Origin of the sequence: Corynebacterium aurimucosum ATCC 700975, assembly GCF_000022905.1 — a bacterium.
Taxonomy (GTDB): domain Bacteria; phylum Actinomycetota; class Actinomycetes; order Mycobacteriales; family Mycobacteriaceae; genus Corynebacterium; species Corynebacterium aurimucosum_F.
Genome location: NC_012590.1, coordinates 2,385,308 through 2,405,808, shown reverse-complemented (window position 1 = coordinate 2,405,808; position 20,501 = coordinate 2,385,308). Strand labels below are relative to the sequence as shown.

At 62.0% G+C, this 20,501-nt stretch carries 18 protein-coding genes, 1 tRNA gene and 1 pseudogene; 8 read left to right on the top strand and 12 right to left on the bottom strand.

The features are described from left to right. Nucleotide 1: 1 nt before the first annotated feature. The 3 genes from CAURI_RS11585 to CAURI_RS11575 are packed head-to-tail and all read right to left on the bottom strand — an operon-like array spanning nucleotide 2 to nucleotide 2,711. Complete coding sequence (locus CAURI_RS11585) at nucleotides 2-964, bottom strand: metal ABC transporter permease (RefSeq protein WP_012715308.1); 963 nt, start codon at nucleotides 962-964, stop codon at nucleotides 2-4. Further along, nucleotides 942-1,643: a metal ABC transporter ATP-binding protein gene (locus CAURI_RS11580; RefSeq protein ID WP_010188893.1), complete on the bottom strand. Its 702-nt coding sequence runs from the start codon at nucleotides 1,641-1,643 to the stop codon at nucleotides 942-944. Before CAURI_RS11580 ends, CAURI_RS11585 begins: the two co-directional genes overlap by 23 nt. Continuing rightward, on the bottom strand, nucleotides 1,644-2,711 hold the full coding sequence (locus CAURI_RS11575) for a metal ABC transporter solute-binding protein, Zn/Mn family (protein WP_010188894.1): 1,068 nt from the start codon (nucleotides 2,709-2,711) through the stop codon (nucleotides 1,644-1,646). A gap of 72 nt (nucleotides 2,712-2,783) precedes the next feature. Between CAURI_RS11575 and CAURI_RS11570 the strand changes: the two genes are divergently transcribed. Then, complete coding sequence (locus CAURI_RS11570) at nucleotides 2,784-3,869, top strand: LacI family DNA-binding transcriptional regulator (protein ID WP_012715307.1); 1,086 nt, start codon at nucleotides 2,784-2,786, stop codon at nucleotides 3,867-3,869. On the opposite strand, the gene otsB is transcribed toward CAURI_RS11570, so the two are convergent. The 5 genes from otsB to thrE are packed head-to-tail and all read right to left on the bottom strand — an operon-like array spanning nucleotide 3,866 to nucleotide 8,672. After that, on the bottom strand, nucleotides 3,866-4,609 hold the full coding sequence (otsB, locus tag CAURI_RS11565) for a trehalose-phosphatase (protein WP_010188896.1): 744 nt from the start codon (nucleotides 4,607-4,609) through the stop codon (nucleotides 3,866-3,868). The genes CAURI_RS11570 and otsB overlap by 4 nt on opposite strands. 31 nt (nucleotides 4,610-4,640) lie before the next feature. After that, a complete protein-coding gene (locus CAURI_RS11560; protein ID WP_010188898.1) occupies nucleotides 4,641-5,165 on the bottom strand; it encodes a hypothetical protein in 525 nt (174 codons plus the stop codon). Beyond that, the gene (locus CAURI_RS11555) at nucleotides 5,162-6,583 is read right to left on the bottom strand and encodes an alpha,alpha-trehalose-phosphate synthase (UDP-forming) (protein WP_010188900.1); all 1,422 of its coding nucleotides are present in this window, start codon (nucleotides 6,581-6,583) and stop codon (nucleotides 5,162-5,164) included. Before CAURI_RS11555 ends, CAURI_RS11560 begins: the two co-directional genes overlap by 4 nt. A 2-nt stretch (nucleotides 6,584-6,585) precedes the next feature. After that, nucleotides 6,586-6,945, bottom strand: a complete 360-nt coding sequence (locus CAURI_RS11550; protein ID WP_010188902.1) for a hypothetical protein — start codon at nucleotides 6,943-6,945, stop codon at nucleotides 6,586-6,588. A gap of 50 nt (nucleotides 6,946-6,995) precedes the next feature. Then, entirely contained in the window at nucleotides 6,996-8,672 is a 1,677-nt protein-coding gene (gene thrE, locus CAURI_RS11545; RefSeq protein WP_010188904.1) for a threonine/serine exporter ThrE, read from the bottom strand. 185 nt (nucleotides 8,673-8,857) lie between these two features. On the opposite strand from thrE, the gene CAURI_RS11540 reads away from it, so the two are divergent. Further along, nucleotides 8,858-8,930 (top strand) — tRNA-Thr (locus tag CAURI_RS11540). 42 nt (nucleotides 8,931-8,972) lie between these two features. On the opposite strand, the gene CAURI_RS11535 is transcribed toward CAURI_RS11540, so the two are convergent. Beyond that, nucleotides 8,973-9,392 (bottom strand): TetR/AcrR family transcriptional regulator, encoded by a 420-nt coding sequence (locus CAURI_RS11535; protein WP_012715306.1) that lies wholly within the window; start codon nucleotides 9,390-9,392, stop codon nucleotides 8,973-8,975. A 107-nt stretch (nucleotides 9,393-9,499) separates the two neighbouring features. Here CAURI_RS11535 and CAURI_RS11525 point away from each other — a divergent pair. Then, nucleotides 9,500-10,692, top strand: a protein-coding gene (locus CAURI_RS11525) for an IS3 family transposase (protein ID WP_420805221.1) whose coding sequence is annotated in 2 segments (ribosomal slippage) — nucleotides 9,500-9,782 and nucleotides 9,782-10,692 — 1,194 coding nt in all. Because the reading frame shifts where the segments join, the coding sequence is not laid out codon by codon here. A 100-nt stretch (nucleotides 10,693-10,792) separates the two neighbouring features. Here the strand turns inward: CAURI_RS11525 and CAURI_RS11520 are convergent. Then, entirely contained in the window at nucleotides 10,793-12,292 is a 1,500-nt protein-coding gene (locus tag CAURI_RS11520; protein ID WP_010188916.1) for an MFS transporter, read from the bottom strand. A gap of 169 nt (nucleotides 12,293-12,461) precedes the next feature. Between CAURI_RS11520 and CAURI_RS11515 the strand changes: the two genes are divergently transcribed. Then, complete coding sequence (locus CAURI_RS11515; RefSeq protein ID WP_010188918.1) at nucleotides 12,462-14,207, top strand: pyruvate dehydrogenase; 1,746 nt, start codon at nucleotides 12,462-12,464, stop codon at nucleotides 14,205-14,207. 71 nt (nucleotides 14,208-14,278) lie between these two features. Here CAURI_RS11515 and CAURI_RS11510 read toward each other — a convergent pair. After that, nucleotides 14,279-15,568: pseudogene (locus tag CAURI_RS11510) on the bottom strand (MFS transporter). A gap of 81 nt (nucleotides 15,569-15,649) precedes the next feature. Between CAURI_RS11510 and CAURI_RS11505 the strand changes: the two are divergent. The 3 genes from CAURI_RS11505 to CAURI_RS11495 all read left to right on the top strand — a co-directional run bounded on the left by CAURI_RS11505 (nucleotide 15,650) and on the right by CAURI_RS11495 (nucleotide 18,723). Next, entirely contained in the window at nucleotides 15,650-16,423 is a 774-nt protein-coding gene (locus CAURI_RS11505) for a MerR family transcriptional regulator (RefSeq protein WP_010188922.1), read from the top strand. 132 nt (nucleotides 16,424-16,555) lie between these two features. Next, nucleotides 16,556-17,260, top strand: coding sequence for a response regulator transcription factor (locus CAURI_RS11500; protein ID WP_010188924.1), 705 nt, complete (start codon nucleotides 16,556-16,558; stop codon nucleotides 17,258-17,260). 11 nt (nucleotides 17,261-17,271) lie between these two features. After that, nucleotides 17,272-18,723 carry a sensor histidine kinase gene (locus CAURI_RS11495; protein ID WP_010188926.1) on the top strand — a complete coding sequence of 484 codons (1,452 nt, stop codon included), beginning with the start codon at nucleotides 17,272-17,274 and terminating at the stop codon, nucleotides 18,721-18,723. Between the two features lie 23 nt (nucleotides 18,724-18,746). Here the strand turns inward: CAURI_RS11495 and CAURI_RS11490 are convergent, their stop codons facing one another. Beyond that, complete coding sequence (locus CAURI_RS11490; protein WP_010188927.1) at nucleotides 18,747-19,175, bottom strand: HIT family protein; 429 nt, start codon at nucleotides 19,173-19,175, stop codon at nucleotides 18,747-18,749. 34 nt (nucleotides 19,176-19,209) lie between these two features. Here CAURI_RS11490 and purD point away from each other — a divergent pair, with 34 nt between their 5' ends. Next, the gene (gene purD, locus CAURI_RS11485; protein WP_010188928.1) at nucleotides 19,210-20,484 is read left to right on the top strand and encodes a phosphoribosylamine--glycine ligase; all 1,275 of its coding nucleotides are present in this window, start codon (nucleotides 19,210-19,212) and stop codon (nucleotides 20,482-20,484) included. The last annotated feature ends 17 nt before the right edge of the window (nucleotides 20,485-20,501 follow it).

Below are 20,501 nucleotides of genomic sequence, written 5' to 3'. Positions count from 1 at the left end.
CCTAATCCTGATGCGCGCAGTGCTCATCGTGCGTCGAGGTGTGGTGTGTCTCGGCGTCGGCGCGATCGGTGGCGGCGCGGAAGTGTTCCTGGGAGGCGCGGCGGGCGGCGACGTCGTCGCGGACGGCCTTGCGGCTGCGAGCCCAGCCGATGCCGCGGCAGACCAGGTAAATAACAAAAGAGATGCTCGTGACGAAGACCGAGACGGGCAGGCCCGGCGCCAGGGAGAGGACCAGGCCGCCCACGGCGGAGACCTCCGCGAAGATGGTGGACCACACCACCGCGCGCAGCGGGGAGGATGTAATCTGTACCGCCGCTGCGCCCGGGGTAATGAGCAGCGCCATGACGAGAAGGGAACCGACGATCTGCACCGACTGCGCGGCCGTCAGGCCCACGAGGATGGCGAAGCAGACCGCCAAGGACTTCACCGGCACGCCGGCGGCTTGGGCCATGACGGGATCCGCAGAAGCGAAGAGCAGCGGGCGCCAGAACAACGCCACCACGGCAACGATGATGGCGGTCGTGGCGGCGAGCAGCCACACCGACGCGGAAGAAACGCCGACGATCTGTCCCGTCAGGAGCGTCATCGCGGTCTTGGCGTTGCCGGGGTAGAGGTGCAGGAACAGCACTGAGAGGCCCAGGCCAAAGCTCATGACCACGCCGATGGCGCTGTCTTGCTGGCCCTTGAGCCCCAGCACCGCCAGGATGATGGCCGCGACGATGGCGCCAGCAATCGCGCCAAAGCCGATGTTGAGGCCGAACAGCAAAGCCGCGGCCGCGCCCATGAGCGCGAGCTCTGAGGTGGCGTGTACGGAGAAGGACATCTGGCGCAGGACGATAAGTGAGGTCATCACTCCGGAGAGGATTCCGAGCAGCGCGCAGGCGATGAGTGAGGATTGCACGAAATCAACACCCAGCAGGTAGTGGGTATCCTCGATGAACTTAGACAACGATGAGCCTCCCATCGACGTTGAGGACGGTCACGGAGGAGCCATAGAGTTCCGAGAGCACCTCAGAACGCATGACCTCATCGACCGTGCCGAAGGTGTGGCCATTGGGCGCGAGGTAGAGCACCTTATCCACCACGCCTAGTACCGGGTTGATGCCGTGGGTAACGAAGAGCACGGAGGTGCCGCGCTCGTGCCGCCAGGCGTCGAGCTTGGCGACGGTCGCCTGCTGTCGCGCCGGGTCCAAGGACAATAGCGGTTCGTCCGCGAGGATGAGCTCTGGGTCGTTGGCTAGGGCCTGGGCTTGGCGGATGAGCTGTTGCTGCCCGCCGGAGAGCTGGCCCACGCGGCGGTCAGCGATGCCGGTGGCGCCAACTTCGGCGAGGACCTCATCGACGCGGCCCCGAGCAGGCCGTCGGTTACGCAGCGTGCCATGCGCCAGGGAGAGTGACACGAGATCCCGGGCGCGCAGGGGCAGGTCTTGGGGGAACATTCTTTGCTGCGGGATAAAGCCCACGCGGCACGTGACACCCACACTGCCCGCGGTCAGCTGGCGGGTGCCCAAGATAGTTCCCAGCAGCGTGGACTTGCCCACGCCGTTGGGGCCTAAAACGGCGATGAACTCGCCGCGGTCTACGGCGAGGTTCATGTCCGACCACAGTGGTTCTACTGCGGCATTCTTAAAAGAGATGAGCACTTACACAGCCTCGAGTGCGTTGACGACTTCTTCGTAGTAGTCGAGGAAGTTGGTCTCCTCCGGTGGGGTTTCCCCAATCTCTACCACCGGGATGTTCTTGTCCTCGGCGGCGGCGCGGATGCGCTTGGTCATGTCGGTTTCGGTCTGCGGGTTAAAGATGAGCAGGTCGATCTTGTCCTGCTTGATGTCCTCAAGGAAGCGGGCCAAATCCGCGGCGGTGGGTTCGCTCTCGGCGACGGTGGCCTTGCGGTAACCCTCCGGAGTGGCATCGGTGTACTTGAAGATGTAGTCCGCGATGGGCTCGGTCTGCGCGTAATTGCGCTGCGGGAGCTTCTCGATGCGTGCCTTCAGGCCCTCCACGCGCTCGACTAGCGGATCAGCGGTGGCCTTGGCTTCTGGGTTGGTTTCGTTAACGAGCTCGGCCACTTCGGTCGCCACCTTCTCGATGGCTGCGGCGTCGTACCACACGTGCTCGTTGCCATCGATGTTGGTGATTTGCTCGGGGTGCTCGGCGGCGATCTTCTTGGCCTCGTCCATGGTCACGGTCTCGCCTTCATGAGCGTGGTCATGGTCATGCGCATGTTCATCATGGTCATGCGCATGGTCGTGTTCCTCGCCATGCTCATGTTCTCCATGATCATGATCGCCATGGTCATGCGCGGTGAGCGGCAGGGCGTGAATGATCTGGTCTTGGTTCTTGACCGCTTGGTAAAGCCATGCGTCGTAGCCGCCGCCACCGGCGATGATGACGTCGGCCTCGTTGGCGCGGGCGATATCCGCGGCGGTGGGCTCGAAATGGTGTGGGTCCACGCTGTTACCGCTCACGATGGCGTGGACGTCGATGTTGACGTCGGTCTGCGCGGTGTTGACGACCGCCTGGGCCACATCAGCCCAGATGGAGGTCGAGGCGACGACCTGGATTGTCTCCTTATCGGAACCGGCATCCGAACCGCCGTCGGCGTTATCGCCGCTGGAGGAGCAGGCGCTCAGCGTGGCGGCGCCCAGGGTGGCAGCGAAGAGGAGGGCGGTGGGACGTCGGAAAGCACGGCGTGAGAGGGAAGTGGTCATGTCCCTATTTCTACGCTTTAGTGAAAATTGTTGTCAAATGATAATGAGTTGAAAACGGGTAACCTTACCGTCATGTCCAAACGCAGCACGACGCTGGCCTCCCTGGCCGCCGAACTCGGGGTTTCGCCCACCACGGTGTCCAACGCGTACAACCGGCCGGACCAGCTGGCGCCTGCCACCCGGGAGCGCATCCTCGCCGCCGCGGCGGAGCACGGCTACACAGGCCCGGATCCCACCGCGCGCAGCTTGCGCACGCGCCGCCAGGGTTCGCTGGGCGTCCTGCTTACTGAGCACCTGTCCTATGCCTTCGAGGACATGGCCTCGGTGGATTTCCTCGCCGGCATGGCGGAGGCCTCGGCAGGGGCGAGCACGACGCTTACTCTCATCCCCGCCGGCCCAGATACCGTTGGTGCTCCCAATGACGCCCATGCAGCGCAGCTCGTAGGGTCGGCGGCGGTCGACGGTTTTGTGGTCTATTCCGTGGCGGCGGGTGATGCTTACCTTGATGCCGTGCGGCGCCGTGGCCTGCCGGTGGTGGTGTGCGACCAGCCCACGGATTCGGGCTTGCCCTTCGTGGGCATCGATGACCGCGCCGCGATTGCCCCGGCGGCGCAGGCGCTTGTCGACGCCTCCCATACCCGCATCGGAATCCTCACCATCCGCCTGCACCGTGAGCGTCTCGACGGCGAAGTGACGGCCGCGCAGCTCGCCGCGGCGGATATGCACGTGCAGCGCTCCCGCGTGTTGGGTGCGCTCGACGTCTTCGCACAAGCCGGCCTCGATCCCGCGCGTATCCCCGTGGTGACGCGCCACATCAATGATCCGCGTACGGCCTATGCGGCCGCGGAGGAGCTGCTGACTAAGTACCCGGATCTCACCGCGGTGTTGTGCACGACGGATTCGATGGCGCTCGGCGTGATGGCTTATGCGCGCGACCACGGAATCGCTGTTCCCGAGCAGCTGTCCGTCACCGGATTCGACGGGATCGCGCCCGCCCTGGCGCTGGGGCTAAGCACCGTCGTGCAACCGAATAAGGAGAAAGGGGCAGCAGCCGGGCGCATGCTGGCGGGACTCATCGAGGGGCGCGGCGAGGTGCCGCGCGTGTTGTTGGAGACCACCTTCCACCCTGGGCGCACAGTGGCCCCGGCCGGAGCTTAAGCGCTGTGCTGCGCGCGTGCGGCGGCGAGTTCTTCCAGAAAATCGGATACGGCCCAGATATCGGGCACACGCAAAGCGGCTTGCGTATCTCCCTCGCCGACCTTGACGCCGAGGTCTGGCGGCTGGTTGAGCACGGCGAAGCCGTCTTCATCGGTGGTGTCATCCCCTAAGAAGACCACCGCCGTGGCGCCGACGCGCTGGCGGAGGGCCTCAATCCACGTGCCTTTCGTGGCTTGCGTTGCGGAGAACTCGACGACGCATTTGCCTTCTGTTTTGGGGAAGCCATCGGCGCTCAACGCCGCGCCTTCCGCATAGGCTGCGGCCGCGGCGTCCGGGTCCTGTAATTCCAATGCGCGCAGGTGCAGCACGCGCTGGAAGGGCTTGATTTCCAATTCCGCGCCGGGGTGGCGGGCGATGATCTCCTTGAGCTCTGCTTCCTTCTTAGCCAGGTGCGCTTCCATTTCTGGGGTGAGGACGGAATCCTCCCACGAGGACTCGGCTCCGTGTGAGCCGCCAAAAAGCACCGGTTCGCGCAGCGGGCACACCTGTTTTAGGCCCTCTAGGTGCCGGCCAGAGAGCACCGCGGCGGTAGTGTTCGGGAGTTGAGCTAGGGCGGCCAGGGCATCGAGCGAGCGCTGCTCTGGGCTTACTTCATATGCGTTACGGGCAAAGCCTGCCAAGGTGCCATCAAAGTCGGAAACGACCGCGAGGTGTTCAGCGGAGGCAAGGGCATCAATCATGGTCCCCACCCTAGCGCTGAAATCTTCAGGGCTACAGTGAGGCCATGCGGATGATGGGGGAATCCACCTTGTCGGTGCGCAGCGTCAAGACCAGTTGATTGTTGGGGTTAAGGGCAAAGTCAAATTCATGGCCTTCGGCGATGAGGTTGCGCATGAGCGAATCGGCCCACTGCACCGAGCCCTCGCAATCAGCACTGCGCGGCGGGCTCTCGTAGGTGGCTTTCTCCACTCGCATTACGTCGCCCTCCCAGATCGTGGAGGCCTTGTCATCCTTGTGGAAGGAAACCTCAGCAGTGAAGGAGACACAGCCAGTTGAGCCCACGGCGGTGTGTTCACCGAAGCTCATGTGCGGCACCTGCGCGGTATCGGCGGGCAGGGAGGAAGGAGCATCCGGAGATGTATAGAGGTTGATGACCTGCCAATCCTTGCCCACAATGCGATCGTCGCCGCGTGGGGTAGGTTCCTCCTCCGTGGAAGCGCACCCGGCCACCCCAAGCGCGAGCAGCGCAGTGCTGAGCACAGAGGTGAGCGCTGCAGTTGTTCGGCGCCGCGTCATGCTTGCTCCTGGTCCAACGCGCCGAGGAAGGACTGCGACCACAGCGCGATATCGTGCTGACGCACCTGCTGGTTCATGGCTGTCATGCGCTCGCGCATGGTCTCGGGGGATTCCTCCAGTGCCTTGACCGCGGAGAGTAGCGCGCGCTTGATGGACTCGATGTCGAAGGGATTGCACAGGTTGGCTTGGGTGAGCTCTGCTGCAGCGCCCGCGAATTCGGAGAGCACGAGCGCGCCGGAGCCATCGCTGTGGGAAGCCACGTATTCCTTGGCCACCAGATTCATGCCGTCCTTGAACGGCGTGACCAGCATGATGTCCGCGAGCCGGTAGTAGCGCCGCAGTACGTCTTTCGGGACGGAGCTGTGCTGGTAATGCACCACCGGCGCACCGAGGCGCCCGAAGCGTCCATTGATGCGGCCCACAGCTTCCTCCACCTTCGAGCGCGTGGCACGGTAGTGATCGATGCGCTCGCGCGAGGGAGTAGCCAGTTGGACGAAGGTCACCTTCTCCGGGTTCAGCGCCCCGGTCTCGAGGAGTTCCTCGAAGGCGGTGAGGCGCTGCAGGATGCCCTTCGTGTAATCCAAGCGGTCCACACCTAAAATGACGTGTGCGGGGTTGCCCAACTCAGCGCGGAGCTGGGCAACGTCCCCCGTATCGCCACCCTCAGCGAACTCACTCGCTGCAATGGAGATGGGAAAGGCGCCGACCCCGACGGAATGACCGCTATTCGTCACGATGTGCGCGGTGACCTCGCGGGTGCTGACCTCGCCTTCTACTGTGAGGCCCTGGGTGCGGGCCAGCTCCAAGAAATTGCGGGCGTTGGATTCGAGGTGGAAGCCGATCAGATTGGCGTCGAGAAGCCCCCGCACCAGCTCCTCACGCCACGGCAACTGGCGGAAGAGATCCGGGGAAGGGAAGGGGATGTGGAGGAAGAAACCGATAGTGAGATCGGGGCGCAGCTGGCGCAGGATGCCAGGCACCAGCTGCAGCTGATAGTCCTGCACCCACACCGTGGCATTCTCCGCAGCGACGGCCGCTACCTCGTTGGCAAAACGCAGGTTGACCTCGCGGTAGGTGTCCCACCAATCGCGGTTATAGATGGGAGTGACGATGAGGTCGTGATAGAGCGGCCACAGGGTGGCATTGGAAAAACCCTCGTAAAAGGCCTCAAAATCCTCATTTGTGAGGCGTACCGGGTGAAGCAGGACGCCGTTGTCGGTGGTGAAAGGCTCGGGAGCCTCGTCGGCCACGCCGGGCCAGCCCACCCAACAGCCCTGGTGTTCTTCTAGGACAGGGGAGAGCGCGGTGACGAGGCCACCGGGGGAGGCCTTCCACTCACGGGTGCCGTCGGCGGCGGTTTCGAGGTCCACCGGCAGCCGGTTGGCCACGACTACGAAGCTATTGCTGCGCCCGGACATAACTAGGCCTTCTTCGCGGCCTTTTTAGTTGCCTTCTTGGTAGCCTTTTTGGTCGACTTCTTAGTGGCCTTCTTGGTGGCTTTCTTCGTGGCCTTCTTCGTCGTCTTCTTGGTGGACTTCTTGGAGGCCTTCTTCGTTGCCTTCTTGCTGCTCTTCTTCGAAGCGGCATCGGCTTGCTCAGCCAAAACCTTGCGGTGGACCAAGCCTTCTGGTTCGACGCCCAGCATCGACATGAGGGTAACGCCGTCGAGGAAATCCTCCGCATAGGTGGCGACGACGCGACGCGCGGCGCGAGCGGTCTCTTCCTCTACTGCATGAGTCTGATCAGCGGCGGGCTGAGTATCTGTGACCTTTGGTGGCACGGAGTCCTCCTGGGATGAAGTGTGAAAGCTTTCAGACCGGCTATTCTACGCTATTGCGAGTTCGTTGGGGCGCTCGGGTCATCTTTGCCGGGCACCGTGTAGGTGGGGCGCTGCGCTGGAAATTGCGTGGTGACGGGCCACATGTCCGTAACGGCATCGCCCTGCTGGAAGCGCGCCTGCTGCGCAGGCGTCGGCGGTTTGGGGCCATACTGCGGCGGTGGGGCCGGCAGGTTGTGACGCGGAGCGAAGGGCGATAGGGGGACGCGCGGAATGAGGGCGCGCTGGGCCAAGCGGGTAGCGCGCGAGAAGGAGAACGTGCCCAGGCGCTTGATCGAGTTATAAGGCCGGAAGTACTGTGGGCGGCGCAGGCGGCGGGCCACTCGCTCGCCGAAGACCACGCCAGCGGCTAGTGCACCGGCAATGGCGAGGGCGCTGGCCAGGTTGGTCAGGCCGGTAATGAGCTGTTCGTTGAGCATGGCGTACATGCCGCGGTACAAAGTCAGACCCGGCAGCATGGGGGTATAGCCCACGATCATGGTGATGAGCGGCGGCATCATGTAGCGGCGGGAGAGGAGACCACCGGCGAGGCCGACCGCCACGGCCGAAATGCCGGAGGCGACGACAGCTCCGACGCCCAATAAGGCGACGAGGAAATAGTAGAAAACCATACCGGCGGCTGCGGTGAGCCCGGAGATGGTGACCTCGGACCACGAGGCTCCCAGTGCTAGTGCGAAGGCAGCCGAACCGATTCCACCGCACAGCACCAGAAGCGGGATCTGGTGATAGACGGGCGGGGCGAGTGTCGCCAGCGGTGGCAGGCTGAAACCCAACCACGACGCCACCTGGATACCCAGGCCCACGCCGGCGATGATAGCGCCGGTGGACATCAAAGCCTCAAAGAACTTGGCGGATGAGGTCACGGGCGCGCGGGTGATGCCGTCCACCAAACACTGCACCAAGGTCAGGCCCGCCACCAGCACGATGATGTCGGAACCGATGATTTGGGAAGGCAGAATCTGGATGCCAAATCCCGCGAAGATGTTGTAGAGGATGGCCGCGGGGACAACGGCGAGTAGGCCGCCGACGAGGTTCTGATAAAAGGGCGGCAAGCGATAGTCCGCCAGGAACATGTTCGTGCCCATAATGAGTGCCGAAATGAGGAAGGTGACAACACCGACGAGAAGGTCGCCGCCCAGCATCACGGCGATGAATCCACCCATGGCACCCCATGCGCTGACGATGGTGGTCTTGGAATAGGGATTCTTCATGGCATCGATGTCATCCAGGATTTTCTCCGCCATCGCCGGCGGGGTGGCACCGGAGTGGATGGAGCGGATCAGCCGGTCGACGGCGGAGAGCTTGGTGAAGTCCACGGCGATGCTCGGCGCCACGCGGAAGACGTGGAGGTTGTGCCTATCCGGCCCGGTGCCGATGGAGGTGTGGATAGTGATGGTGTTCATCAGAATCGACACGTGGCAGTAGTGCAGGCCGTAGGAGGATGCGACGAGGTGAATCTGCGCCTGCACGTCGGTATTGGCTGAGCCCGCCGCAATGAGGATTTCACCAACACGCGCGGCGATCTCCATGACGCCGGTGACCTGGGCCGGATCGGTGAGATCGACAGGGGCGAGAGGGGAGGGCGGTGGTGCGGCCTTTGCGGCGTCGATGGTGGCGACGGGGGCCGACCGGTACAGCAGACGCTGGCGCAAGGAAGAAAGAACAGACACGGAAAAGATAGACCTCAACAACACTTCTGGGTTCGGTAAATCAGCACTTTAGTAACTGCCGCCGATTTATGCACCTGCCAGTGCTTTTTGCGGCATTCACACCCACTTTTTCGCAGCGCACGCACCCTGGCTTTCATTCTAGGGGGTGGGCTCAGGTACGATTCCCATAGCGGATGAGCCGCGGTGCTGGAGTGGCGCAATTGGTAGCGCAACGCACTTGTAATGCGTAGGTTGCGAGTTCAAGTCTCGTCTCCAGCTCAAAAGGGGCCTTTTTAAGGCCCCTTTTTTCATATTCGGGGTTTACTCGGCGAGGTGGCCTAAGGCAACGTCGATAAGCGCGCGGCGCCTCTGCGGCGGCAGGGGACGGCCGGTGAGATGATCGTGGACCCACAGGCCGTTCGCAATCACCATCGCGAGCACCACGGATGCATCCTCGCCAGCAGGGTCGGGGATCCAGCGCCTATCGACGTCCTTCCACACCTCCTGGAAGTCCGGATGGGACTGTGAGTGGATGGACATGAGCAATTCAATGAGAGGGTCATTCTTGCCCATCGACTCCAATGTGGCGCGGTAGCGCTGGCGAGGACTCAACTGCTCCGCCGTCTTGCCACCGGAGAGCCCGATGAGCTCTTCCTCCCAGCGCTCCGCGCAGAGCTTGTGGCAGTCAATGAGCAGCTCGTGGCGGGTGGGGAAGTGGTAGATGAGTCCCGATTTACTCATGCCTGTGGCGGTGGCCAGGGAATCGTAGGTTAGTGGGACCTGACCCCTGTTTGGTAGACACCTGATATCCAGCCCGGTTGGGTTGGGAAGAAAGGTAATCTACCACCATGCCTAGGTACTCCGAACAGTTCAAACGTGATGCTGTGGCCCTCTACGAAAACAATGAGGACCTCTCACTTCACACGGCTGCAGCAGAGCTTGGAGTCAATCGTTCCTCACTTTATTCCTGGCTTAAGCAGTACGGCACCGGAAAGCGTGCCCGCACGAAGACCATGCGTGACAAGACTCAGGCGACAACCGATTCTGAGCGGATCCGCCAGCTAGAAAAAGAAAACGCAAAGCTGCGCGAAGAACGCGACATCCTGCGCAAGGCCGCGAAATATTTTGCCGAAGAGACACGCTGGTAATCCGCTTCCAGTTTGTCGATGACCACCGAACCGAATACTCGGTCAAGCGGATGTGCCACGTGTTAAAGCTCAATCGCTCCTCGTTCTACAAATGGGTCAACACCCGCCAAGAACGCAGGTTAAAGACGTGTTCCGATGCCCTTATTGGTGCGAGAATCAAGACCATCTTCGATGATGAGCACGGGCTTTATGGTGCTAAACGCATTGCTGCAAGCCTCAACGACGATACGGGCTTTCCTCCGATCAATCACAAGAAGGTCGCACGCATCATGAAATCCATGGGGCTGAAAGGCTTTACTAAACGGCGTCGATGCATCACCACCAGGCGCAAGCCTGGCCGTCGAGTCATGCCAGATTTAATAGGCCGCAAATTCACAGCTGACAGGCCAAACCACGTCTACGTAGGCGATATCACCTACCTGCCGTGTAAGGGCGGCAAGAACATGTACCTAGCCACGGTCATTGACGTTTACTCACGCAAGCTCGTCGGCCATGCACTCGCTGACCACATGCGGGTATCGCTGGTTATCGAAGCTTTATCTCATGCCAGAAAAGTCCGCGGAAGCCTTAAAGGGGCAATTTTCCATTCCGATCACGGCAGTGTGTACACCTCACAGGCATTTAGAGAGCACTGCGCTGTACTTGGTGTTCGCCAATCCATGGGAGCAGTGGGAACGAGTGCCGATAATGCCCTGGCAGAATCATTTAACGCCACCCTAAAGCGTGAAGTTCTGCGTGATCGGAAAGTCTTTGACAATCCCATCATCTGCCGCCAAGAAGTCTTCCGATGGTGCATGCGCTACAACACGCGCAGACGACACTCCTGGTGCAACCTTCTAGCCCCCGATGACTTCGAAGAACTCACATCAGCTACACTGACCCAAGCAGCATAGCTAACCCCCGACGTGTCTACCTTCCGGGGGTCAGGCCCGTGCGTGAACGCCATCCTTCTCGATGATGGCGAGCGCCTTTTCGAGCGCCTCAACCTTCTTACTAATGCGTGGCATCGGCACCTCCTGAAGTTGGGTTGCTGCGGAAGCACCAGCCGGTGACCGCGGCAAAAATAAGCATGACGACGCCGAGTCCAGCGGCGGTGGCTAGGTATGCGTCGGCGTACGCGGGGCCGGCAGCCTCCGCGAGCGCGGGGTCGTGGAGTGCATCCATGCCTAAGTCCCGGATGTCCTCGGGCAGCCCGGCCTTATAGAGCATGGGCAGCACCGAACCGGTGACCGCAATGGACAGCAGCGTGCCGAATTCATAGGAAACTTCCTCCACACCCGCGGCCATACCGGAACGTGAGGCAGGCGCGGCGCCGATGATGGCGGTGGAGGACACCGACATCACGAAACCCGCGCCGAGACCGGTGATGAACAGACCAGCCAGGTATGCGGGGAAGACCTCGTGCGTGCCGCCCCACACCACGCAGCCAATGCCTGCTGCCATGGCGAGGAAGCCGCCGGCAATGATGGGCAAGAAACCCCAGCGGTGCAGGTTAGCCCCACCCAGCGCAGACATGGGCAGCGCTGCAATCGCGATGAGGGAAATGATGAGCCCAGCGTGCAGCGGAGAGTAGAGGTCTACCAACTGCAGCTTCTGCGTGGTGGTCATTTCCAGCCCGGCCATGCCAAACATGGCGCCGGCTGCGGCCAACACGCCACCACTGAAGATGGGGGAGCGGAAGATATCGAAGGTGAGAAGCGGCTCTTCCAGTTTGTGCTGGCGGCGAGTGAAGAGGACAGCACCAATGAGGCAGGCGGCCAACGCGCCGCCAATAAGCATGGCGTTGAGGTGGGAGCTGGCGACTGATTTGATGACGAGCACCAGCGACGCCAGCGTGATGAGCGCGTAGAGGGAAGAAAGGAAATCCCAGTGCTTCGCCGGGTTCGCCACGTTCGGTGGGGCGAGGAAAGCGGTGAGGATGAGCGCGATGATGACGATGGGAACGTTGACCAAAAAGACCGATCCCCACCAGAAGTGCTCGAGCAAGAAGCCGCCCACCGTCGGGCCCGCGGCCGCGCCGACGACGGCGATGGAGCCCCAAATGCCGATGGCGGTGTTGCGCTCAATCTCATCCTCAAAGGTCAGGCGAATCAGCGCCAGGGTAGCGGGCATCATGATGGAGGCACCGAGACCCAAAAAGGCGCGGGCGGCGACAAGCTCCCACGCGCCGGGCGCAAGTGCCGCGGCGAGTGAGGCGATGCCGAAGACCCACAGACCGATGACGAACATGCGGCGATGGCCGATCTTGTCACCTAACGTGCCGGTGCCCAGCAGGAGTCCGGCGAGCATGAGCGCATAAGCATTGATGATCCACAGCTGCTGCAGAGAGCTCGCATGGAGTTGCTCGGAGAGCTCCGGCAGTGCGGTGTAGAGGATTGAGTTGTCCAGGCCGATCATGAGCAGGCCTAAGGAGACTACGCCAAAGAAGGTCCACCGGCGGGCTGCTGAGGTGCTTAAGGCCTCTGCGGAGGCTTTCGTGTGAACGTCTGTCACGCTGTGAAACTATAGCGAACGGTCGTTACAGTTTCAAAGCCTAGAATGTTGGCTTGTTGTTAAAGTCACAAAGTCCGCGTGACGTGAGGAAGCAGCTTTATGGTGGCGAAATACCACCGGGTAGGAGAACACTGGGGGCCGTTAGCGATAAAAGTTAGAGAGGTAAAACATGGCACGCAATTACGCCACGCAACTCGTAGAAACCTTGGAAGCCCAGGGGGTCAAGCGCATCTATGGCCTCGTTGGTGATTCCCTCAACCCCATCGTGGACGCGGTGCGGCAGTCCTCCATCGAATGGGTTCACGTACGTAACGAGGAAGCCGCGGCATTCGCCGCTGAGGCCGATTCCCTCACCACCGGTAACCTCGCCGTGTGCGCCGCCTCCTGCGGTCCGGGAAATACGCACCTTATTCAGGGGCTTTACGACGCCCACCGCAACGGCGCCAAGGTCCTCGCCCTGGCCAGCCACATTCCTTCCCGCCAGATCGGCTCGAAGTTCTTCCAGGAAACCCACCCGGAGGCCATCTTCCAGGAATGCTCCGGCTACTGCGAGATGGTCAACTCTGCTGAGCAGGGAGGCGTGGTCCTGCACCATGCCATCCAGAGCACCATGGCCGGCAAGGGCGTGTCCGTCCTCGTCATCCCGGGCGATGTCTCCACTCAAGAGGCAGAAGAGGACACCTTCACCTCCTCCGTTATTTCCTCCGGCCGTCCGGTTGTCTACCCGGACCCGGCCGAGGCCGCCGCGCTGACCCAGGCCATTAATGAGGCCAAGACCGTCGCCCTCTTCGTCGGTGCTGGTGTTAAGAATGCCCGTGAGCAGGTCCTTGCGCTGGCCGAGAAAATCAAGGCTCCCATCGGCCACGCCCTGGGCGGCAAGATGTACATCCAGTACGACAACCCCTTCGACGTCGGCATGTCCGGTCTGCTCGGCTACGGCGCAGCCCACGAGGCCACCCACGAGGCGGACCTGCTCATCCTGCTGGGCACGGACTTCCCCTATAACGACTTCCTGCCGGATGCCAACGTGGCCCAGGTTGATATCGATGGCTCCCACATCGGTCGCCGCACCCGCATTAAGTACCCGGTGACGGGTGATGTCGCCGCCACCATCGAGAACATCCTGCCGCACGTCGATGAGAAGAAGGACCGCTCCTTCCTCGATAAGATGCTCAAGAAGCACTACGACAAGCTGCATCACGTCGTTGAGGCCTACACCTCCGGCGTCGAGAAGCACACCCCGATCCACCCGGAGTACATTGCGGATCTCATTGACCAGCAGGCCGATGAGGACGCTATCTTTACCGTCGATACCGGCATGTGCAATGTCTGGGGTGCTCGCTACATCACCGCCAACGGCAAGCGCGAGCAGATCGGTTCCTTCCGCCACGGCACGATGGCCAATGCTTTGCCGATGGCCATCGGCGCACAGGCAGCGCACCCGGGCCGCCAGGTCATTACCTTCTCCGGCGACGGCGGGTTGTCCATGCTCATGGGCGAGCTGCTTACGGTGAAGCTGCACAACCTTCCGGTGAAGATGTTCGTGTTCAACAACTCTTCCCTCGGCATGGTCAAGCTGGAGATGCTGGTCCAGGGCCTGCCGGAGCATGAGACCGACCACGAGCACGTGAACTACGCCAAGATCGCGGAGGGCGCAGGCATCAAGCACTTCCGCATCGAGGATCCGAAGGACGCACCGCGCCTGATCAAGGAGGCCTTGGCCTACGACGGGCCTGCGCTTATCGACGTCGTCACGGACCCCAACGCCCTCTCCCTGCCGCCGACGCTGACCTTCGAGCAGCTGCTCGGCTTCTCCAAGGCAGCAACCCGCACCGTCTTCGGTGGTGGCGTGGGCCAGATGCTCTCCATGGCGAAGTCCAACCTACGCAACATTCCGCGCCCGCAGGACTTTTAATGTGTCGGCGTTAAGCGCCGCACATTAAAAAGAGGCTACGCACCACAAGGAGCTCACACGCTAGAAGGAGCTCACACGTTCGCGGGGTCTTTGACCGGGATGAGCACGAGCGCTCCGACGAGGAGGACTAGCCCGATGGCGAGCACGCCTCCCCGGTCTCCTTGGCCGATCAGGGAGACGAAGACGCCGAACAGGAAAGGCGTTAGCCACGCTACGGCGCGGCCGGTTGTGGCGTAGAGGCCAAACATCTCGCCCTCGCGTCCCGGCGGGGCAACGCGCGCCAAGAAACCGCGGGCGGAAGCCTGGGCTGGTCCCACGCACAGGCACAGGATGAGCCCGCAGATCCAGAAGGCCGTCGGGCCTTGCGCGAAGAACATGATTACCGCCATCAACGTCAGAATCGACAGGCAGGTGAGGATGATAGCTTTGGGGCCCACGTGGTCGTCGATCAGCCCGCCCGCCACCGCGCCCAGCGCGGCGGCAACGTTGGCGGCAACACCGAAGATGAGGACGTCGCCAGGTGAAAGGCCATAGACGGACACGCCCAGCACCGCACCGAAGCTGAACACGGCCGAGAGCCCGTCGCGGAAAATGGCCGAAGCGAAGAGGAAAGCAAAAGCGTTGCGATCCTCCCGCCATAGCGTGTGCACCGTGCGCCACAGCTCGCGGTAAGAGGCCGCAACGCCGCCCGTTCTTTCACCCGACGGCGCAATCTCCGGCACGCGCAGCAACACCGGGATAGCAGACAGCCCAAACCACGCCGCTGAAAGCAACGCCACGAGCCGGATATTCCAGCCGCCCTCCGTGTTCAGCCCCAGTCCGCCGCCCTCGCCGGAGACGAATCCGAAATAACACACCAACAGCAGCACAATTCCACCGAAATAGCCTGCCGACCACCCCAAGCCAGATACTCGCCCAACCTTGTCTTCGGTGGCCACTTGATTGAGCTGGGCAAAGTAATTGACCTCCGCGAATTGGATGGTCACCGAACCTACCGCCAGGCCGATAAGCCCGAGCCAGAAATACACCGGTGCATCATTGCGGATGAAGAACAAGCTGGCCATGACCAAGAATGTCAGCAGAGACCAGAAACCCAGCGCGCGCCGCCGCGTGCCCAACCGGTCGGAGCGCTGGCCCATCACGGGCGTTACCGCAAAGATCACCAAGCCCGCCACCGTCATGGACCACGACAACCATTACGCCGGGGTGAACTGCGAGTCAATCTGTTGGCCCACCGAGTCGGTGAGATAGACCGAGAAAATAAACGTCACGAGCACCGCATTGAAGGCTGCCGAACCCCAATCCCACAGGGCCCAAGCAGCCACGGTGAGGCGGTCAGTACGCTTCGAGGCTTGCGTCATGCTTCATTATCGTAGGCAAAAACACGAGCATGAGTGCCACGAGTTGCACTTAACGCGACGTCAACTTTTAGGCTCAACGGCATGCGTAACGACTACAGCATCGGCGATGTGGCCGGCATTTTGAAAGTCACCACCCGCACCCTGCGGTACTGGGACGACATTGGGCTGCTCAGCCCCGAGTGGCGCACTGGGGGTGACCACCGCTTGTACACCGAAGATGACGTGCAACGCGGGATGGACATTCTGATTTATCGCAGCGTCGGGATTGAGCTGAGGGACATCGCAGTGCTTCTCGATGCCCCTTCCTCCGCCACCCTGGCCCGCCTCCGCACCCAACACGAGGCCTTGCAGAAGCGGCGGGCCGATGTCGATGCCATGTTGTACGCAGTGGAAAGACTAATTGAGGAGACTGAAATGGATAAGAACCTAAGCCCCAGCCAAAAAATGCGCAACCTGGGTGACGCATGGCCCCAATTGCAGGAAGAAGCACACGAGAAGTGGGGAAACAGCAAAGAATGGGCGGCCAGTGCGGCCGCTGCGGAATCGATGGGGAAGAAGGGCTGGGAGGAATTCTCCGTGGACCATGAAAATTTCGCCGCAGAGCTAGCAGAAGCCGCGAATGCGGGAGTTGAGGCGGGCAGCGAGGAGGCGAAGGAGATCGTCGACAAGCACCGCGCCCTCATTGCCCAGTGGTACCCGGTGTCGAGGTCCAAGCAGGTGATCCTGGCGCGCATGTACTGTGAGGATCCGCGCTTCGATGAGACCTACCGCGGCAATGCCCACTATTTGCGTCAGCTGATTGAGGCGCAAGCGCAGGCGGAAGGTCTGGATTTGGGGAACCTCGTCTGGGACTAATCGGTTCACAGCGCACGTACAGACTCCGCTCAGTACGCTGGGAAGGCGTAGTGCAATACTTCTCAGTCTGAATGAGATATCCCTGGCGCCACCTGGCGTTAAGAGAAGCGGAGAAAGGACCAAAGCGGGACCATGGATGATTCAAAGGACGTCAAGGTACTTGTCGTCGATGACGAGCCCAATATTGTTGAGTTGCTCACCGTCTCCCTGAAGTTTCAAGGTTTCGACGTGTACAGCGCAAACTCTGGCAACGAGGCCCTGCGCATCGCGCGTGAGATCAATCCCGATGCCTACATCATGGACGTCATGATGCCGGGCATGGACGGTTTTGAGCTGCTGGGCAAGCTGCGCGCGGAGGGCCTCGACGGCCCCGTCCTCTACCTCACTGCCAAGGACAGCGTGGACCAGCGCATCCATGGCCTGACCATCGGCGCGGATGATTACGTGACGAAGCCTTTCAGCCTGGAAGAAGTCATTACCCGCTTGCGCGTGATCTTGCGCCGCGGCAATGCGGTGGATGACCAAGACGGCAGCGCCACCATGACCTATGCCGACCTCACCCTCAACGATGACACCCACGAGGTCACCAAGGCGGGGGAGATCGTGGAGCTTTCGCCCACCGAGTTCAACCTGCTTCGCTACCTCATGCAGAACCGCGAGGTGGTGCTGTCCAAGTCCAAGATCCTGGATAACGTGTGGCACTACGACTTTGGCGGCGATGGCAACGTGGTCGAGTCCTACATTTCCTACCTACGCCGCAAGATTGATACCGGCGATACACCGCTCATCCACACCGTCCGCGGTGTCGGTTATGTGCTGCGCACACCGCGCTCGTAGGCTCATTCACTATGAGCGAATCCACCGCGAATACCCAGGATCTGGAGTCCGGATCCGCGCCGGTGCGGAATAGCGCCCTGCGCCGGCGCATGCAGCGCCCTAAGGCGCTGCCCCTGCGCACGTGGCTGCTCGTGCTGATGGTGCTGGTTTCGGGCTTGGGCCTGGCTATGTCCTCCCTGGCGGTCTCGTCGATCATGCGCAACGTGCTCTACACCCGCGTGGACACCGAGCTGAATGATGCTCTGAGTTCTTGGGCCAGCAACCTCGACGCGGCTTTCTACACACCGCAGGACGGAAGCCGCCGACCCCCGACGGACTATGTAGCACTGGCGTATTATCCCGATGGCTCCGTGGTGACCACGCGGCCGACGGCGGCGTTGCCGGATGCGCGTTCGGTGGTCGTTGGTGGAGAGCCCAGCACCGTTCGCTCAATTCAGGGCGAAACCGAATGGCGTGCCGTGGCGAAGCTCAAAACGGATGGCTCCGTGGTGGTCGTCGCTAAGGACATGACGACGGAAAACTCCATCCTCAAAGGCCTAGCGATGGTCCAGGTCATTATCGCGGCGCTGGTCATGCTCATCATTGCGCTAGTAGGCATGTGGCTTATTCACCGGGCGCTGCGTCCGCTGCGCGTGGTGGAGAAAACGGCTTCCCAAATCGCGGCCGGCAACCTGGACAAGCGCGTGCCGGAGTGGCCGCCACATACCGAGGTAGGCCAGCTCGCCGCGGCGCTCAACGTCATGCTGGGGCGGTTGCAGAACTCCGTCGTCCACGCGCAGGAAAAGGAACAGCAGATGCGCCGCTTTGTCGGCGATGCTTCCCATGAATTGCGCACCCCGCTGACCAGTCTGCGCGGCTACACGGAGCTATACCGTTCGGGGGCGACTAAGGATCCGGAATTTGTCTTCAGCAAGATTGACGCCGAATCGCAGCGTATGTCGTTGATGGTGGAGGACTTGCTCGCCCTGACACGTGCGGAGGGATCGCGCTTGGATATGCGCGAGGTAGACATGTTGGAGCTCGTGCTTTCCGTGGGTTCCTCGGCACGCGCGGCCTTTGCTGGCCGCACGATCAACGTCAACAATGAGGCCTCCGGGATTCCGATGGTCAACGGTGACGCGGACCGCCTGCACCAGGTGCTACTTAACTTGGTGTCCAACGGTATCCGCCACGGTGGTGAGGAGGCATCGGTGACGCTGACCCTGCGGGATGATGAGGAGCACGTGCTTATCGACGTCGCCGATGACGGCAAGGGCATCTCCCCCGAAGATGCGGCCCATATCTTTGAGCGCTTCTACCGTGCGGATACTTCACGAACCCGCGATACGGGTGGCTCGGGCTTGGGCTTGGCCATCGTGAAATCACTCGTCGAGCAGCACGGTGGGTCGATCTCCGTGGACTCCGAGCTGGGCAGCGGATCGGTCTTTACCGTCCGCCTCCCCAAGGCGGCAGCTAGTGCCTAGCTGCCAAAGGTAGCAGTCAGCTCTTAGCTGTCGCGGCGGCCGTCCTCATCCGTGCCGAGGTGCTGGCGGATGCGCGCGGCGGCCTCGTCCATGGCGGCGGGGTCGGTGGCATCGGCAGCGAAGGCCTTGGCAAAGTCGTAGTCTTCCATCTTCTCGGTGGGGAAGAGGTGGATGTGGGTATGTGGCACGTCGAAGCCAGCAATGATGTAGCCGGTACGTGGGGTATCAAAGGCCGTCTTAATGGCGCCACCGATTTCCAGAGCGATGGCATTGAGGTGAGCCCAGGTTTCAGGATCGAGGTCAGTCCACTTATCTACTTCCTCGACCGGCACCACCAAGGTGTGACCGTAGCGCAGCGGCTCGATGGACAAAAATGCCACGCATTTCTCGTCGCGGTAGACAAAGCGAGCAGGCAGCTCGCCCTCGATGATCTTTGTAAATACTGAAGACATGGCCCCTAGGCTACCGCCAGTTAAGATAGACGGCATGCGCATTCTCGTTATCGGTTCGGGCGGCCGCGAACACGCCCTGCTCACTGGCCTGAAAGCTGACCCCACTGTTACCGATCTGCACATCGCACCGGGCTCCCCGGCCCATGCGAAGCAGGCCACCGTCCACCCGGAGTATTCCCAGGTGGATGATCCTGCGCGCATGGTCGAACTAGCCGTGGACATCGCCGCTGACCTCGTCGTCATCGGGCCGGAGGTGCCGCTGGTGAAAGGCGTGGCGGATGCCCTGCGTGAGCGCGGCATTGCGGTCTTCGGGCCGTCGGCAAGCGCGGCGCAAATCGAGGGTTCCAAGGCCTTTGCCAAGGACGTCATGGCGGCCGCCGGCGTGCGCACCGCCCGCGCGGAGCAGCTCGCCCCCGGTACCAACGATGCGGACATCGAGGCCGCGCTCGACCGCTTCGGCCCGCACTTCGTGGTCAAGGACGATGGCCTAGCCGGCGGCAAGGGCGTGGTGGTGACCGAATCCCGCGACGCGGCCCGCGCGCACGTAGACGCCGTCCATGCAGCCGGCAACCCGGTGCTGCTCGAGTCCTTCCTCGACGGCCCCGAGGTTTCCCTGTTCTGCCTCGTGGATGGTGAGACCGTCGTGCCGCTGTTGCCGGCGCAGGACCACAAGCGCGCCTATGACAACGATGAAGGCCCCAACACCGGCGGCATGGGCGCTTATACGCCGCTGCCGTGGCTGCCTGCCGACGGTACCCAGCGCATCGTCGACGAAGTCTGCGTCCCCGTGGCCAAGGAAATGGTCAAGCGCGGCACGCCGTACACCGGGCTGCTGTATGCAGGACTGGCCTGGGGCAAGGAAGGCCCGGCCGTCGTCGAATTCAACTGCCGCTTCGGTGACCCGGAAACGCAGGCGGTGCTCGCTCTGCTGAAGTCCCCGCTGGGAGAGGTCCTGAACGCCACGGCGACCGGGCGGTTGGCATCACTTGCGCCGCTGGAGTGGGAGGAAGGCTACGCCGTTACCGTGGTGCTGGCTGCCGAGGGTTACCCGGCTTCCCCGCGCAAGGGTGATCCGATTACCTCGCCGGATCTTGATGATCCCACCCGCGTCCTCCACGCTGGCACCACCACGGGGGAGGGCGGATACGTATCCAACGGTGGTCGTGTTCTCAATGTCCTCGGCCGCGGTGCCACCTTGGCCGACGCCCGCGCCGCCGCCTACGAGGTGCTCGACGGCATCAAGCTGGAGGGCAGCTTCTTCCGCAAGGACATTGCGTTGCCAGCGGAAAAGGGCCAGATCAGCATCTAATCCGCTGATAATGCCTC